Origin of the sequence: Buttiauxella agrestis (genome assembly GCF_900446255.1) — a bacterium.
GTDB classification, from domain to species: Bacteria; Pseudomonadota; Gammaproteobacteria; order Enterobacterales; family Enterobacteriaceae; genus Buttiauxella; species Buttiauxella agrestis.
On the sequence record NZ_UIGI01000001.1, the window covers coordinates 4076166 to 4091832 of the forward strand.

Below are 15667 nucleotides of genomic sequence, written 5' to 3' on the forward strand. Positions count from 1 at the left end.
CAAAATACTGGAATTAAAAACCGTAAAATAAAGACTACACATTACGGAATCACAAACTTACAGAGGCGCGTTCAGCGCCCTGAATATGACCACATGAGGTTAAACGATGGAACAAGGCGACACGCTTAAACGCGGCCTTAAAAACCGCCATATACAGCTCATCGCGCTGGGTGGAGCAATTGGGACAGGCCTGTTTCTTGGCAGTGCGTCTGTTATCCAGTCCGCCGGACCAGGGATTATTCTTGGTTACGCGATTGCAGGCTTTATTGCCTTCTTGATCATGCGTCAGTTAGGCGAAATGGTCGTTGAAGAGCCTGTGGCAGGTTCATTTAGCCACTTTGCTTACAAATATTGGGGCGGTTTCGCCGGTTTCGCTTCTGGCTGGAACTACTGGGTGCTGTATGTATTAGTTGCCATGGCAGAATTAACCGCCGTCGGTAAATACATTCAATTCTGGTATCCGGAAATCCCAACCTGGGCTTCTGCTGCTGTTTTCTTTGTCGTGATCAACGCCATCAACCTGACTAACGTAAAAGTGTTTGGTGAGATGGAGTTTTGGTTCGCCATTATTAAAGTCATCGCTGTTGTTGCCATGATTGTGTTTGGTGCCTGGTTGCTGTTTGGCGGCCATGCTGGCCCGCAGGCGACTGTGCGTAACCTTTGGGAACAAGGCGGGTTCTTGCCACATGGCTGGACCGGGCTGGTGATGATGATGGCAATTATCATGTTCTCCTTCGGTGGACTTGAACTGGTGGGGATTACTGCTGCCGAAGCCGATAACCCGCAGGTCAGTATCCCTAAAGCGACCAATCAGGTTATCTACCGTATTCTGATTTTCTATGTGGGCTCCCTGGCAGTTCTGCTGTCTCTGATGCCGTGGACTCGCGTTACCGCTGATACCAGCCCGTTCGTACTGATCTTCCACGAACTGGGTGATACTTTTGTCGCAAACGCGCTCAACGTGGTCGTGCTGACCGCCGCACTGTCCGTTTATAACAGCTGTGTTTACTGCAACAGCCGTATGCTGTTTGGTCTGGCTCAGCAAGGCAATGCGCCGAAAGCATTCCAGAAAGTCGATAAGCGTGGCGTGCCGGTTAACACCATCCTGGTTTCTGCGCTCTTCACCGCACTGTGTGTACTGATCAACTATCTGGCACCCGCAGAAGCCTTTGGTTTGCTGATGGCGCTGGTTGTCTCTGCACTGGTGATTAACTGGGCGATGATTAGCCTTGCGCACATCAAGTTCCGTCGTGCAAAACAGCAACAAGGTGTGAAGACTCGCTTCCCAGCGCTGTTCTACCCGATGGGTAACTACCTTTGCCTGCTGTTTATGGCGGCGGTGCTGGTTATCATGGCAATCACCCCAGGCATGGCCATCTCCGTATGGCTAATTCCGGTTTGGGTTGTGATCCTCGGCATTGGTTATTTCATCAAACAGAAAAACCTGAAAAGCGTTAAAGCGTAATTCTCTCTTCTGCTAAAAGCGCCCCGATCGAGCCTTCGCTCATCGGGGCGCTTTGTTATCTGCCTCACATTTCACCCTCGATGGCAGGATCGTCCATCTCTGTGACGGTTCTCTGCTGTGCAATTCCGACTTATTCTGCCAATACTCTTGTCCATATACTGGTCAGGAGCATTTCCAATGGAAAGCGGCAAATTATCTATTAAAGAAAAGATTGGCTACGGAATGGGTGACGCCGGGTGCAACATCATCTTCGGCGCCATTATGTTGTTTGTTAACTATTTTTATACCGACATTTTTGGGCTCGCCCCAGCACTAGTGGGAGTTATGTTACTTTCCATCAGAGTGATTGATGCGATAACCGACCCTATTATGGGTGCGATTGCTGACAGAACTCAGACCCGATGGGGGCGTTTTCGTCCATGGATTTTGTGGATGGCGGCACCCTTTGCCTTCTTCAGTTACCTGATGTTTACCACGCCTGACTGGGCTTACAGCAGCAAAGTTATCTATGCGTTTGTCACTTACTTCCTGCTTTCATTAACCTATACCGCAATCAACATTCCCTATTGCTCACTGGGAAGCGTGATTACCAACGATCCGAAAGAACGCGTGGCCTGCCAGTCGTATCGCTTTGTCATGGTTGGCATTGCGACGTTGATTCTTTCGCTTTCCCTGTTGCCGATGGTTGACTGGTTCGGCGGCGGTGATAAAGCCAAAGGCTATCAGATGGCGATGGGCATTCTGGCGGTGCTCGGAATGTGCATGTTCCTGTTCTGTTTCTCCACCGTCAGAGAACGTGTTCGCCCGGCGGTACCGAGCAATGATGACCTGAAAGCTGACCTCAAAGATGTGTGGAAAAACGACCAGTGGGTGCGCATCCTGCTTCTGACGCTGTGCAATGTCTGCCCTGGTTTTATCCGCATGGCGGCAACCATGTACTACGTCACCTGGGTAATGGGCCAAAGCACCAGCTTCGCCACCTTGTTTATTAGCCTTGGCGTGGTTGGCATGATGGGCGGCAGTATGCTGGCGAAAGTCCTGACTGACCGCATCTGCAAACTGAAAGTGTTCTTCTGGACCAACATCGTCCTGGCGATTTTCTCCAGCGGTTTCTACTTCCTCGACCCGCACGCCACCACACTGATTGTGGTGATGTACTTCCTGCTCAATATCCTGCACCAAATCCCGTCGCCGCTGCACTGGTCGCTGATGGCTGACGTTGATGACTACGGCGAGTGGAAAACCGGGAAACGCATCACCGGTATCAGCTTCTCGGGGAACTTATTCTTCCTGAAATTAGGGCTGGCGATTGCCGGAGCCATGGTCGGTTTCCTGCTTTCCTGGTACGGTTACGATGCGGGCGCGAAACAACAAAGCCCTGAATCAATTAACGGTATTGTGATGTTGTTTACCATCATCCCAGGCGTTGGGTACCTGATTACCGCAGGCGTAGTGCGTCTGTTAAAAGTTGACCGCGAAATGATGCAGCGTATTCAGGCAGACCTGGAAAAGCGTCGCATCAACTACCGCGAATTGAATGAATATCACGACAGCAAACCTGTTGAAGCCAAACTTTAAGGAAGCGTTATGAACCAGGAGCAATGGCCTAATCCCTTTATTGAGCAACGCGCTGACCCGTTTATTTTGCAGCACGGCGATGGTTACTACTTTATTGCGTCTGTGCCGGAATACGACAGGCTTGAGATTCGCTACGCGCCAACGTTGAATGAGTTGCCCAATGCGCAACCCTCCGTGGTGTGGCGCAAGCCAGAAAGCGGCCCCATGAGTAAACTGATTTGGGCGCCGGAACTGCATCATATCAACGGCAAGTGGTACATCTATTTTGCCGCGACCCATACGCAAGAGCTGGACAGTCTCAATATGTTCCAGCACCGGATGTTTGCCCTGGAATGTGAGGACGCAGACCCGCTCACCGGGAAATGGGCAGAAAAAGGCCAGGTGAAAACGCAGTTCGACAGCTTCTGTCTAGATGCCACAACCTTCAATCATCAGGGCAAGCAGTGGTATTTATGGGCGCAGAAAGACCCCGACATTGCCGGTAATTCGAATATCTATCTGGCCGAACTGGAAACGCCGTGGGCTATCAAAGGCACGCCGGTGATGTTGAGTAAGCCCGAGCTGGACTGGGAATGCAGAGGATTTCTGGTTAATGAAGGTCCGGCTGTTGTGGTTCACGGCGATAAACTGTTTGTCAGCTATTCAGCCAGCGCCACCGACGAAAATTACTGTATTGGCCTGTTGTGGATAGACCTGAAAGCTGACCCGACTCAGGCTGAAAACTGGCATAAATCACCGCAGCCAGTGTTTGTCACCAGCTACGAAAACAAGCAGTTTGGGCCGGGCCATAACAGCTTTACCCAAACCAAAGACGGGAAAGATGTGCTGGTGTATCACGCCCGGAATTACACCGAGATTGAAGGCGATCCGCTGTATGACCCGAATCGCCATACGCGCCTGAAAACAATCGAATGGGATGAAAACGGTATGCCAGTGTTTGGCATACCGCCTGCTGATAATCGCTAACTTACGCGGCGCTCTGGGCTATACCAGAGTGCCGTAAATAGTCAGCAAGGCCACCACCACCAAAATCACCAATGACGTTTTCTTCGCCATCGAAACTGCGGCTTTCGGCGTTTTGATTTTATCGAGATGCGGTTCGCGGGCGAGTGAATACTGAGCCAGTTGCGTTAATACCTGATACTGCGAGGTATGCCTGTCCGCCAGTGAAGCAAACCATGCGGGTAGCGCTCTTTCACCGTGGCCAAGTAACGCATACGCAACGCCAAACAGGCGTACCGGGATCCAGTCCAGAATATGCAAAATGGCATCAATCCCTGAGTGCAAACGTTCTTGCGGGGAATGGTGGCGAGCAAGCCAGGTTTGCCACGCGCGTAAGAAAGCATAGCCCGCCAGCGTGACCGGCCCCCACACACCGCCGACAATAAACCAAAAAAGCGGAGCCAGATAAAAACGGAAGTTAATCCACAGCAGCGCGTTTTGCAGTTCCTTCAGATATTCACGTTCGTCGCAATCTGGTGGGATCCCGTGAATAAGCGTCAGTTCGCTCGCCATCGCGTCGCGTGCGTGGCTGTCGTCATGACTCGCTGCCTGCAAATAAGCATGGTAATGCAGACGTACCTGGCCTGCGCCAATACACAATACGCCAAGCGCAATCCAGAAAACTAACAACGGGACATTAAAGAACAGGCCCTGAAGCGCACGGATGCACAGGAAAACCACCAGCATACACACAGCGGTCATCAGGATTGTGCGCATCAACGAAAAGTGTTTTACCCGCCGAAAAAGCGCTTCCAGACGGTGATCTAACTGCCAGTGTTCGCCAAGCTTGAACAGCCGCTCCCAAATCATCACCAGCAGCAATGTAAACAGCGTCATTTCATCTCCTTATTTGACGTTACCTCGACCGAATGGCGAAAACGCGCCCAGTCAAATGCAGGACCAGGGTCAGTTTTACGCTCCGGTGCAATATCACAATGTCCCGTCATATGATCAGCAATTGCCGGCCAGGCGTGAACCAGGGTATCAGCAATCGCGGTAAGCTGTTGATATTGTTTATCAGTATAGGGCAGCGTATCGGTGCCCTCCAGCTCAATACCAATGGAAAAATCGTTGCAGCGCTCGCGCCCCTGGTACAAAGAAACACCAGCATGCCAAGCTCGCTTATCGAAAGGAACATACTGCACGATTTCACCATCACGGCGAATAAGACAATGCGCTGAAACTCGCAGATGTGCGATACCCGCGAAGTACGGATGAGCTTCAGCGTCCAGTGTTCCGGTAAACAACGCATCAATCCATGGCCCACCAAATTCACCAGGTGGCAGACTGATGTTATGCACCACCAGCAGCGAAGGTGTTTCATCCTCCGGTCGGCAATCGAAATGTGGGGAAGGAACGTGCTTTACACCCACCAGCCAGCCGTTTTTTAGCTGCATTCGCGGTCTCCTTAGAGTGGTACTTGAGGTCGCATCAATGTAGCATGTTTCGACATTAACTAAGCCATTTCGGAGTTTTATCATGCCACCTCGCCGTTACAACCCTGACCGCCGACGTGACGAGCTTCTCGAGCGTATTAACCTTGATATTCCAGAAGCCGTTTCCCAGGCACTGCGCGAAGATCTTGGTGGTGATGTTGACCCCAATAACGATATAACCGCGCAATTGCTGGATGCTGAACATCGTTCTCATGCCGTGGTAATCACCCGTGAAGATGGCGTTTTCTGCGGTAAGCGCTGGGTTGAAGAGGTCTTTACTCAGTTAGGAGGCGACGTAAAAGTTGTCTGGCACGTGGAAGATGGCCAGACAGTGACTGCCGATCAGCCACTTTTTGAATTGACCGGCCCGTCACGCGTGCTGTTAACCGGCGAGCGTACTGCATTGAATTTCGTGCAAACACTTTCGGGCGTTGCCAGTGAAGTACGCACTTATGTCGACTTGCTGGCAGGAACCCAAACGCAATTACTTGATACCCGAAAAACACTGCCGGGGCTGCGTACTGCATTGAAATACGCCGTATTGTGCGGTGGCGGAAGCAACCACCGCCTCGGGCTATCAGATGCATTCCTGATTAAAGAAAACCACATCATCTCTTCCGGCTCTATACGCCAGGCAGTAGAAAAGGCTTTCTGGTTCCATCCAGATGTTCCTGTGGAAGTCGAAGTTGAATCGCTGGAGGAGCTGGAACAAGCGCTGCACGCCGGGGCTGACATTATCATGCTCGATAACTTCACCGTTCAGGATATGCGCCAGGCTGTTGCTATCACTCAAGGTAAAGCGCAACTGGAAGTTTCCGGTAACGTCACCAAAGAAACTATCCGTAAATTTGCCGAAACTGGCGTCGACTTTATCTCGGTTGGCGCGCTGACCAAGCATATCCGCGCACTCGATCTCTCCATGCGTTTCCGCTAATTCCTGATAGGCAGAGGACGAAAAAAACCTCTGCCTTTTTCTTCTTCTTTCGTCACTGCTCGCATTTTCTTTGTGACTTTCTGCAAACCCATTAAAACCCCTGGAACCCTGCTTCCTGATACCTGAAATCGCCCTCGCCTGAGTGTTTTAAACGGAGCAAAGTGCCGCCATCTCAACCAGGAGCGGCACATGAACAAACAACAAGGATTCACACTTATTGAGCTGATGGTCGTCATCGGCATTATTGCGATTCTTAGCGCCATCGGTATTCCTGCTTATCAGGGTTACTTACGCAAAGCTGCGCTCACCGACATGTTGCAAACCTTTGTCCCTTATCGCACCGCGGTAGAGCTTTGTGCGATTGAACGAGGGGGAATCAGTGAATGCGATGCGGGCAGCAATGGTATTCCCTCGCCGAAAACCACGCGCTACGTGAGCGGTATGAGCATTGAACAAGGCGTTATCACACTTACAGGACAAGAAAGCCTGAACGGGCTAACCGTTTCGCTAACTCCCCGCTGGAGTGATGCGGAAGGTGTGGAGGGTTGGTCACGAACATGTGCTGCAACCAACGGTGGTTCCCTCCAACAATCATGCGAAGAAGTGTTCCGCTTTGATAACAATCAGGCGGTAAATTAAGCCATGATCAATCAACAGATCCTCGCACTCTGTAACCAGTATCAGGCGTTATTGCTTGCAGAAGATCCCGCGCTGCATATCGCTATTGCCCCGAACCCACCGGCTCAGTTCTTTGAGGCTTTACGTTTCATCTGCGATAAACCGGTCAACGTCGAATACTGGCCGACTGAGCAACTCGAAAAAGCCCGACATTCACGACTGCCAACCAGCCCGGATGAACCGCAAGAAAACACGGCTCCAGTGGTACAACTGCTACAGGAAACGCTGCTAAAAGCGATACAACTGAGAGCATCAGATATTCACTTTGAACCCATGGAGCAAGGGTATCAGATTCGTTTTCGTGTCGATGGCGTGTTGCAATTACAGCCCCTGCTGCCCACGCATCTGGCTGCACCGCTAACCGCACGGCTAAAGGTTTTAGGTAATCTTGATATCGCGGAGCGTCGACTTCCGCAGGACGGGCAAATGACGATAGAAATTGAGCAACATAAATGTTCATTTCGCATCGCAACCTTGCCGGTCTATCACGGCGAAAAAGTCGTCTTACGTTTAATGTCGCAGACAGAACAAACTTTCGAGTTAACGCAATTGGGCATGTCGCCTGATGATTGCGCCCGATTTCAGCGCGCACTCGCCAATCCACAAGGAATGATTCTGGTCACTGGTCCCACAGGAAGTGGAAAAACCATCACGCTTTACAGCGCTTTAAAAATCCTCAACCAAATATCGAGCAATGTGTGTAGCGTTGAAGACCCGATAGAAATCCCTATGCATGGGCTTAATCAAACGCAAATTAACAGTAAAGCGGGACTGAGTTTTCAGAGCGTATTACGCGCATTACTGCGCCAGGACCCGGATATCATCATGGTGGGTGAAATCCGGGATGGCGATACAGCAGAGATAGCTATCAAAGCCGCACAAACCGGGCATCTGGTGCTTTCAACGTTGCATACCAATTCCACGGCTGAAACTGTCGTGCGGCTTGAACAAATGGGCGTAGAGCGCTGGATGCTGGCTTCTGCGTTAAACATCGTGGTGGCGCAACGCTTAGTACGTAAACTCTGTCCTCACTGCAAGCAGCAACTCCCTGATGACATCATTCTTCCCTCAACACTTTGGGGAAAAGCTCTGCCCCATTGGCGGGCGGTTGGCTGTAAAAGGTGTTATTGCGGTTTCTACGGTCGAAGCGCTTTGTTTGAAATACTCCTTGTCGACCCTTCTCTACAATCAGCGATCGCTCAGGGCATTTCTGCAACTGAGATTGAGACCCTGGCACGCCAACTTGGTATGAAAACCCTTTTCGAAAGTGGCTGCGAGGCTGTGGAACAAGGGCTCACGACCCTAGAGGAACTGTACCGGGTACTTGGTGTTCCCCATGGCTAAGTTTGTCCTCTGGCGCTGGAAAGCCGTCGATCAGCATGGCCAGATGCAACAAGGCGCTTTGCTGGCTGATGATGCGGTCTCCGTTAGTGATCAATTGCTTAATGCCAATCTTCAACTTTTTCAGTTGCGAAAAATATCCAGTGTTCGCCGCGGTTGCTGGCATATCCAGCAAAAAATCCAGGTTTTTCGCCAACTCGCCACACTGCTTCAGGCGGGAATATCATTATCTGACGGGCTGCTGCTCATAGCCCAGCAACATCCATTCGATGAATGGCGAGCGCTGCTGAAAGACCTGGAACAACGCGTATCCAACGGTATTCCCTTTTCCTCAGCATTACAGCAATGGCCGGGCATTTTCCCCGCACTCTTTATTGCTCTTATTCATATTGGTGAGTTAACAGGGAAGCTGGATGAGTGCTGTAAACGGCTGGTTGACCAGCAAGAAAAGCTCTACCGGCTGCGCAAGAAAGTGATGAAAGCACTGCGATACCCACTGTTTATTATGGTAGTCGCGTTGGTAGTGACGGTCGGAATGATGGGTTTTGTACTGCCTGAGTTTGCCAATATCTACCGCTCATTCAATGCTCCATTACCGGCAATTACACTGGCTGTAATGGCTGTTTCGCATTGGGTAACGACGCAAGGCGTATGGTGGTTGCTGGCAGGTAGTGCTCTCGTTTCTAGTAGTTATTTCATACGAAAGAAAAAGCCACACTGGCAAGAATATGAACAGAAACTGTTGCTGCGTATTCCCCTGGTTGCCCCCCTTTGGCGAGGGCAAATTCTAAGTCAAATCTACACCACATTATCCTTGGCTCAACAGGCAGGGATCCCGCTATTACAAGGCCTCGAAGCGGTTGAAAACACCCTCACGCAATTGATGTGGAAAAAGGTTATCTCGCAGATAAGCGTCAAAGTGACTGAGGGTATCCCGTTTTGGCATGCGCTCTCACAGAGTGGAAGCTTTACATCTTTGTGCTGCCAGCTTGTGCGTATTGGGGAGGAATCAGGTGCTTTAGATTTGATGCTGGAAAAACTCGCAACCTGGCATCATAGCCATACCGAAGAACTGGCAGATAACCTTGCCGCTGCTCTTGAGCCAATAATGATGTTAGTTGTGGGAGTGATCATTGGAACGCTGGTCATCGCGATGTATCTGCCGATTTTCCAGTTAGGAGATGCGATGAGTACAGGATGACGGCGTGGGCAAAGCCACGCCGTATATCGTCAATAGCTTAGAGGCTATTGAAAACGCGGTTTTCCTGCTCATTCACACGAATGAACGTGGTGCGTTTGGTCAGCTCTTTCAAACGAGAGGCACCCACATAAGTACATGCAGAACGCAGGCCGCCCAAAATGTCACGAGCGGTGTTTTCTACAGGGCCACGCAATGGCAGCTTAACGGTTTTGCCTTCAGCAGCACGGTATTTTGCAACACCACCCACGTGGCGAGTCATTGCAGACTCGGAACTCATACCGTAGAACAGCATGAATTTCTCACCGTTTTCTTCGACGATTGTGCCGCCGCTTTCGTCATGACCTGCCAGCATACCGCCCAGCATCACGAAATCTGCGCCGCCACCGAAGGCTTTAGCCACATCGCCTGGCATAGTACAACCGCCGTCGCTAACAATCTGACCGCCAAGGCCATGCGCTGCATCAGCACATTCAATAACAGCGGAAAGTTGTGGATAGCCAACACCAGTTTTGACACGAGTGGTACAAACGGAACCCGGACCGATACCGACTTTGACGATGTCCGCGCCGGAAAGAACCAGCTCTTCGCACATTTCACCCGTCACAACGTTACCTGCACAGATAACTTTATTTGGCCATGCATCACGCGCTTTGGAAACAAACTGAGTGAAGTGCTCAGAATAACCATTTGCCACATCGATGCAGATAAATTGCAGCGCTGGGTTAAGGTTCAGAATTTGTTTGGTTTTCTCGAAATCAGCGTCTGATGTACCCGTTGAAACCATGACAAATTTCAGGATGCTTTCTGGAGTGGATTTCACGAAGTCGCTCCACTCTTCAAAAGAGTAGTGCTTATGAACGGCGGTGAGGATATCAAACGAAGCCAGAGCCTTGGCCATGCCGAATGTACCAACGGTGTCCATGTTAGCAGCAATGATCGGAACACCTGACCATGCAATACCGGAGTGTTTGAAAGTGAACTGGCGCTCAAGCTCTACATCAGAGCGGCTTTTCAGAGTGGAACGTTTTGGACGAATAAGAACGTCTTTAAAACCTAACTTCAAATCTTCTTCAATACGCATGTTGCAGATTCCTGGGTCGAATGGCGAAGGACGCGTGAACGCAATTGGCGATTTGGACACCAATTCCAGTGACGCTATCATACGCACTATTAATACCGCTGCAAGACTGCGAAAACAGTCTTTTTTACGCTACAATCGTTAAAATTTACCTAAGAAATGTGTAATCGCTTTAGGGTCTGGTTTTTATGGTTTATACGGTGGCATTAACGGGTGGGATTGGCAGCGGAAAAAGCACTGTCGCTGATAACTTTTCCCGATTAGGTATTACCGTTGTCGACGCGGATATCATTGCGCGCCAGGTCGTTGAACCAGGACAGCCCGCCCTTAACATTATTTATGAACATTTCGGTCCAGAGATCCTCCTTCCGGATGGCACTCTGAATCGCCGGGTTCTTCGCGAAAGAATCTTTTCTTCTCCAGCGGAAAAGCAGTGGCTTAATGCTTTACTGCACCCGCTTATTCATCAGCGCACCCAAACTGAAATCAGCCAGGCACTTTCTCCTTATGTACTATGGGTTGTTCCGTTATTAGTCGAGAATAATCTGCAACAAAAGGCCGATCGCGTTTTGGTCGTTGATGTGTCGCCAGAAGTACAAATCGCACGTACTATTGCGCGCGATAAAGTCAGTCGTGAACATGCGCAACAAATTATTGCTGCACAAGCGACACGCGAGGCACGTTTGAACGCTGCCGATGATGTAATTAATAATGATGGTGCCCCCGAAAAGGTGGCCGCACATGTTGACCGTCTGCACCGCCAGTACCTGGAACTAGCGTCGCAGGCCGCACAGCAGGAAAATGAATAATGAGCACCCAGATTCTTTTTGAGCACCCATTGAATGAAAAAATGCGTACCTGGCTGCGTATCGAGTTCTTAATTCAACAACTCGAAAGTTCATTACCGGTAGAAAACACTTCCAAAGCACTACACTTCTTCCGCAACGTCGGCGATCTGCTGGATGTCTTTGAACGCGGTGAAATTCGTACCGATATTCTTAAAGAACTTGAGCGCCAGCAGCGCAAATTACTGAGTTGGGCGGAAGTTCCGGGTGTAGATATGCAGCGAATCGACTCACTGCGTAGCCAACTTAAAGAACATGGCAGCCTGTTAATGGCGGCCCCACGTTTAGGGCAGGCTTTGCGCGAAGACCGTCTGATTGCACTGGTTCGTCAGCGTCTTAGCATCCCTGGAGGATGCTGTAGCTTTGATTTACCGACATTGCATATCTGGCTGTATTCTCCGCAAACACAGCGTGACGCGCAGATTAATCAGTGGTTGGCGAGCTTGCAGCCGTTAAAACAATCTCTGGATCTGCTGTTGGATATTATTCGTAATTCTGCACCATTCCGTAAGCAAACTAGCTTGAATGGTTTTTATCAGGATAACGGCGATGACGCCGATTTGTTGCGTTTAAAGCTGGATTTGTCTTGTCAGCTGTACCCGCAGGTATCCGGACATAAAAGCCGTTTTGCGATCCGTTTCTTACCACTTGATAGCGAAAATGGGGTTATCCCTGAACGACTTGATTTCGAACTTGCATGCTGCTGAGGAGCTAACGTGTCTGAATCCATTAGTGTAAATTGCCCTGGCTGCGGTAAAACAGTTATCTGGAATGAAACCAGCCCGTACCGACCATTTTGTAGCAAACGCTGCCAGCTGATTGATTTAGGTGAATGGGCCGCTGAGGAAAAAAGAATTCCGAGCAGCGGCGATTTGTCAGACAGCGACGGCTGGAGTGAAGAAGACCTGCGTTAACGTTGCTGTCGTTCGTCAATGACTAGTTTGGTAATAACCGGTTCATTGGCTGGTGGAAAATCTGCAGCCACCAGCGCATTTTGCGCAATCCATTGACCCGGTTGCCCTTCTTTACCCCACGGCTCGCCTTCCCAACTTTCCACCAGGAAAAACCACAACGAGATATGCCTGTCCGGGAACTGATAGGCTAGTTTCTCAAACAGTGTAAATTCAGTCGCTGTAATACCTGTTTCTTCCTGAAGTTCACGGACTAACGCCTGCTCTGGCGTTTCACCCGCTTCGATTTTCCCACCGGGAAATTCAAGCTTATTCGCCATATGAGCATCAGCGGCTCGCTGGGTAATAAAAATTTCGCTCTTAGGGTTACGAATAATGCCCACGGCGATTTCTAATTGTTTCATTTTTGTGCAGGTGCTCCATATAAAAAAGGCGCAGCAAGCTGCGCCTTCATCGACAATCAAGTGTTTAGCTTAAACGACCATGACACTGTTTGTATTTTTTACCGGAACCACATGGGCATGGGTCGTTACGGCCCACTTTGCGTTCACCCGTTTCTGAAGCCAACTCTTGTGCGGCGATCGTCTCGTCATCCTGGTGGCTCAGCTGTTGCATCTGTGCTAAACGCTCAGCTTCTTCACGACGTTGTTGTTCCATCGCTTCTACTTCTTCAGGCATACGAACCTGTACTTTGCTCAGCGTACTGATCACTTCATATTTCAGTGATTCAAGCATTGCGGCAAACATAGAGAAGGATTCACGTTTGTATTCTTGCTTAGGATCTTTTTGCGCGTAACCACGTAAGTGAATACCCTGACGCAGATAATCCATTGCCGCCAAATGCTCTTTCCAAAGTGAATCAAGAGTTTGCAGCATGACGCCTTTTTCGAAGTGACGCATCATTTCAATGCCAACCACTTCTTCTTTACGCTTATACACTTCGATAGCGTTTTCCAAAATACGCTCGCGCAGTGTTTCTTCGTGCAGTTCAGGCTCTTTATCCAGCCACTCTTTAATTGGCAGTTCAAGATCGAAATCGTTTTTCAGACGCTCTTCCAGACCTTCAACATCCCACATTTCTTCCAGGGATTGTGGCGGAATATGCGCATCAATAGTCACTTTGAACACATCTTCACGAATGCTGTTGATGGTTTCACTTACGTCGCTCACATCCAGTAATTCGTTACGCTGGGTGTAGATGGCACGACGCTGATCGTTCGCCACATCATCGTATTCAAGAAGTTGTTTACGAATATCAAAGTTACGGCTTTCAACTTTACGCTGTGCGTTAGCAATCGCTTTAGTGACCCATGGGTGTTCAATCGCTTCACCCGGTTTCATACCCAGTTTACGCATCATGCCGGAGACACGATCCGATGCGAAAATACGCATCAGTGAATCTTCCATCGACAGATAGAAACGAGATGAACCCGCATCACCCTGACGACCAGAACGGCCACGCAGCTGGTTATCGATACGACGAGATTCGTGACGTTCAGTACCGATGATATGCAGGCCGCCAGATGCCAGAACCGCATCATGACGAATCTGCCAGTCAGCTTTAATTTGTGCAATTTGCTCTGGGGTTGGGTTTTCAAGCTCAGCCACTTCTGACTGCCAGCTGCCGCCCAACACGATATCCGTACCACGACCCGCCATGTTCGTTGCGATAGTTACCGCAGCAGGATAACCCGCCTGAGCAACGATACCGGCTTCGTTGGCGTGGAACTTAGCGTTCAGAACATTGTGTTTAATGCCCGCTTTGGTCAGCTCAGCAGAAACCACTTCGGATTTCTCGATAGAAATCGTACCTACGAGCACGGGCTGGCCGTTAATGGTACGTTCTTTAATGTCTTCGATGATCGCCGCAATTTTATCCATTTCAGTCATGTAGACCAAATCTGGCATGTCTTTACGAATCATTGGGCGGTTAGTTGGCACAACGATGGTATCGAGTTTATAGATAGAGCTGAATTCGAAGGCTTCGGTATCCGCAGTACCGGTCATACCTGCCAGTTTTTCATACAGACGGAAGTAGTTCTGGAAGGTAATAGAGGCCAGAGTCTGGTTTTCGTTCTGGATATCCACACCTTCTTTGGCTTCAACAGCCTGGTGCAGGCCATCAGACCAACGGCGACCTTGCATGGTACGGCCTGTGTGCTCATCAACGATGATGACTTCGCCATCTTTTACGATGTAGTCAACGTCACGGGTGAACAGTACATGTGCGCGCAGAGCTGCAGTCACATGGTGCATCAGCATAATGTTAGTTGGGGAGTACAATGACTCGCCTTCTTCCATGATGCCTTCGCGTACCAGTAGCTCTTCAACCAGTACCAGACCGCGTTCAGTAATGTTTACCTGACGAGATTTTTCGTCAACGGAGAAGTGACCTTCGCCCTGGAAAGTATCGGAGTCTTCTTTTTCCTGACGGATCAGGCTTGGGATGATTTCGTTTACTTTGCGGTACATCTCAGAGCTATCTTCCGCCGGGCCGGAGATGATCAGCGGAGTACGTGCTTCATCGATAAGGATTGAGTCAACCTCATCCACCAACGCATAGTGCAGTTTACGTTGTACGCGTTCTTCAGGGCTGAACGCCATGTTGTCACGCAGGTAGTCAAAACCGTATTCGTTGTTGGTGCCGTAAGTGATGTCAGCTGCATAGGCTTCGCGTTTTGCAGGCGCTGGCATGCCAGGTAAGTTAATGCCGACACTCAGGCCAAGGTACTCGAACAACGGACGGTTGTTTTCGGCATCACGCTGGGCCAGATAGTCGTTCACAGTCACAACGTGAACACCACGACCGCTTAATGCGTTCAGGTATGCAGGCAGAGTTGCCGTCAGGGTTTTACCTTCACCTGTACGCATTTCCGCGATACAGCGATCGTTCAGTACCATACCGCCAAGCAGCTGTACGTCGAAGTGACGCATGCCGAACACACGCTTACTTGCTTCACGGACCACAGCAAAAGCTTCTGGGATCAGGTTTTCCAGCACTTCGCCTTTTTCAAGACGCGCACGGAATTCACCGGTTTTTGCTTTTAATTCGTCATCGGAAAGTTTTTCAATTTCCGGTTCCATGCTGTTGATAAGAGTCACAACTTTACGCATACGACGCAGAGTACGGTCGTTACGGCTACCGAAAACTTTAGTTAATAATTTGATTAGCATAATAAATTCTCAAACGCCTACCGT

The 15667-nt window shown here is 49.8% G+C and carries 15 protein-coding genes; 10 read left to right on the top strand and 5 right to left on the bottom strand.

What is annotated here, in order from left to right; genetic code table 11:
- Positions 1-106 precede the first annotated feature (106 nt).
- The 3 genes from aroP to DY231_RS19220 all read left to right on the top strand — a co-directional run bounded on the left by aroP (position 107) and on the right by DY231_RS19220 (position 4009).
- On the top strand, positions 107-1465 hold the full coding sequence (gene aroP / locus DY231_RS19210) for an aromatic amino acid transporter AroP (protein ID WP_034493406.1): 1359 nt from the start codon (positions 107-109) through the stop codon (positions 1463-1465).
- Between the two features lie 177 nt (positions 1466-1642).
- Positions 1643-3043, top strand: coding sequence for a glycoside-pentoside-hexuronide (GPH):cation symporter (locus DY231_RS19215; protein ID WP_115630813.1), 1401 nt, complete (start codon positions 1643-1645; stop codon positions 3041-3043).
- 9 nt (positions 3044-3052) lie between these two features.
- The gene (locus DY231_RS19220) at positions 3053-4009 is read left to right on the top strand and encodes a glycoside hydrolase family 43 protein (protein WP_115630815.1); all 957 of its coding nucleotides are present in this window, start codon (positions 3053-3055) and stop codon (positions 4007-4009) included.
- Between the two features lie 18 nt (positions 4010-4027).
- Here the strand turns inward: DY231_RS19220 and ampE are convergent, their stop codons facing one another.
- Both ampE and ampD read right to left on the bottom strand, forming a co-directional pair.
- On the bottom strand, positions 4028-4882 hold the full coding sequence (gene ampE, locus DY231_RS19225; protein WP_115630817.1) for a beta-lactamase regulator AmpE: 855 nt from the start codon (positions 4880-4882) through the stop codon (positions 4028-4030).
- Positions 4879-5442, bottom strand: coding sequence for a 1,6-anhydro-N-acetylmuramyl-L-alanine amidase AmpD (ampD, locus tag DY231_RS19230; protein WP_115630819.1), 564 nt, complete (start codon positions 5440-5442; stop codon positions 4879-4881). The genes ampE and ampD overlap by 4 nt, the downstream gene beginning before the upstream one ends.
- A gap of 82 nt (positions 5443-5524) precedes the next feature.
- Between ampD and nadC the strand changes: the two genes are divergently transcribed.
- The 4 genes from nadC (at position 5525) to hofC (ending at position 9635) form a co-directional block, all read left to right on the top strand.
- Complete coding sequence (nadC, locus tag DY231_RS19235; RefSeq protein ID WP_034493395.1) at positions 5525-6415, top strand: carboxylating nicotinate-nucleotide diphosphorylase; 891 nt, start codon at positions 5525-5527, stop codon at positions 6413-6415.
- 189 nt (positions 6416-6604) lie between these two features.
- Positions 6605-7054 (top strand): prepilin peptidase-dependent pilin, encoded by a 450-nt coding sequence (gene ppdD, locus DY231_RS19240; RefSeq protein WP_115630821.1) that lies wholly within the window; start codon positions 6605-6607, stop codon positions 7052-7054.
- A gap of 3 nt (positions 7055-7057) precedes the next feature.
- Positions 7058-8437, top strand: coding sequence for a type II secretion system protein GspE (gspE, locus tag DY231_RS19245; protein WP_115630823.1), 1380 nt, complete (start codon positions 7058-7060; stop codon positions 8435-8437).
- Complete coding sequence (gene hofC, locus DY231_RS19250) at positions 8430-9635, top strand: protein transport protein HofC (RefSeq protein WP_115630825.1); 1206 nt, start codon at positions 8430-8432, stop codon at positions 9633-9635. The genes gspE and hofC overlap by 8 nt, the downstream gene beginning before the upstream one ends.
- A gap of 37 nt (positions 9636-9672) precedes the next feature.
- Here hofC and DY231_RS19255 read toward each other — a convergent pair whose 3' ends face one another.
- Positions 9673-10716 carry a GMP reductase gene (locus DY231_RS19255; RefSeq protein ID WP_115630827.1) on the bottom strand — a complete coding sequence of 348 codons (1044 nt, stop codon included), beginning with the start codon at positions 10714-10716 and terminating at the stop codon, positions 9673-9675.
- Positions 10717-10901: 185 nt separating this feature from the next.
- Here DY231_RS19255 and coaE point away from each other — a divergent pair, with 185 nt between their 5' ends.
- From coaE to yacG, 3 genes are read left to right on the top strand one after another with little or no spacing between them, the layout of a single operon-like run.
- A complete protein-coding gene (gene coaE / locus DY231_RS19260) occupies positions 10902-11522 on the top strand; it encodes a dephospho-CoA kinase (RefSeq protein WP_115630829.1) in 621 nt (206 codons plus the stop codon).
- Positions 11522-12265 carry a cell division protein ZapD gene (zapD, locus tag DY231_RS19265; RefSeq protein ID WP_115630831.1) on the top strand — a complete coding sequence of 248 codons (744 nt, stop codon included), beginning with the start codon at positions 11522-11524 and terminating at the stop codon, positions 12263-12265. Before coaE ends, zapD begins: the two co-directional genes overlap by 1 nt.
- 9 nt (positions 12266-12274) lie before the next feature.
- Positions 12275-12472, top strand: a complete 198-nt coding sequence (yacG, locus tag DY231_RS19270) for a DNA gyrase inhibitor YacG (protein WP_034493382.1) — start codon at positions 12275-12277, stop codon at positions 12470-12472.
- Here yacG and mutT read toward each other — a convergent pair.
- Both mutT and secA read right to left on the bottom strand, forming a co-directional pair.
- Complete coding sequence (gene mutT, locus DY231_RS19275; RefSeq protein ID WP_115630833.1) at positions 12469-12873, bottom strand: 8-oxo-dGTP diphosphatase MutT; 405 nt, start codon at positions 12871-12873, stop codon at positions 12469-12471. The two genes, yacG and mutT, sit on opposite strands and share 4 nt — an antisense overlap.
- A 64-nt stretch (positions 12874-12937) precedes the next feature.
- The gene (gene secA / locus DY231_RS19280) at positions 12938-15643 is read right to left on the bottom strand and encodes a preprotein translocase subunit SecA (protein ID WP_115630835.1); all 2706 of its coding nucleotides are present in this window, start codon (positions 15641-15643) and stop codon (positions 12938-12940) included.
- Positions 15644-15667: the final 24 nt, after the last annotated feature.

Coding starts and splice junctions, on each gene's coding strand:
- aroP (WP_034493406.1), top strand. CDS start 107: ATGGAACAAGGCGACACGCTTAAACGCGGCCTTAAAAACCGCCATATA.
- DY231_RS19215 (WP_115630813.1), top strand. CDS start 1,643: ATGGAAAGCGGCAAATTATCTATTAAAGAAAAGATTGGCTACGGAATG.
- DY231_RS19220 (WP_115630815.1), top strand. CDS start 3,053: ATGAACCAGGAGCAATGGCCTAATCCCTTTATTGAGCAACGCGCTGAC.
- ampE (WP_115630817.1), bottom strand. CDS start 4,882: ATGACGCTGTTTACATTGCTGCTGGTGATGATTTGGGAGCGGCTGTTC.
- ampD (WP_115630819.1), bottom strand. CDS start 5,442: ATGCAGCTAAAAAACGGCTGGCTGGTGGGTGTAAAGCACGTTCCTTCC.
- nadC (WP_034493395.1), top strand. CDS start 5,525: ATGCCACCTCGCCGTTACAACCCTGACCGCCGACGTGACGAGCTTCTC.
- ppdD (WP_115630821.1), top strand. CDS start 6,605: ATGAACAAACAACAAGGATTCACACTTATTGAGCTGATGGTCGTCATC.
- gspE (WP_115630823.1), top strand. CDS start 7,058: ATGATCAATCAACAGATCCTCGCACTCTGTAACCAGTATCAGGCGTTA.
- hofC (WP_115630825.1), top strand. CDS start 8,430: ATGGCTAAGTTTGTCCTCTGGCGCTGGAAAGCCGTCGATCAGCATGGC.
- DY231_RS19255 (WP_115630827.1), bottom strand. CDS start 10,716: ATGCGTATTGAAGAAGATTTGAAGTTAGGTTTTAAAGACGTTCTTATT.
- coaE (WP_115630829.1), top strand. CDS start 10,902: ATGGTTTATACGGTGGCATTAACGGGTGGGATTGGCAGCGGAAAAAGC.
- zapD (WP_115630831.1), top strand. CDS start 11,522: ATGAGCACCCAGATTCTTTTTGAGCACCCATTGAATGAAAAAATGCGT.
- mutT (WP_115630833.1), bottom strand. CDS start 12,873: ATGAAACAATTAGAAATCGCCGTGGGCATTATTCGTAACCCTAAGAGC.
- secA (WP_115630835.1), bottom strand. CDS start 15,643: ATGCTAATCAAATTATTAACTAAAGTTTTCGGTAGCCGTAACGACCGT.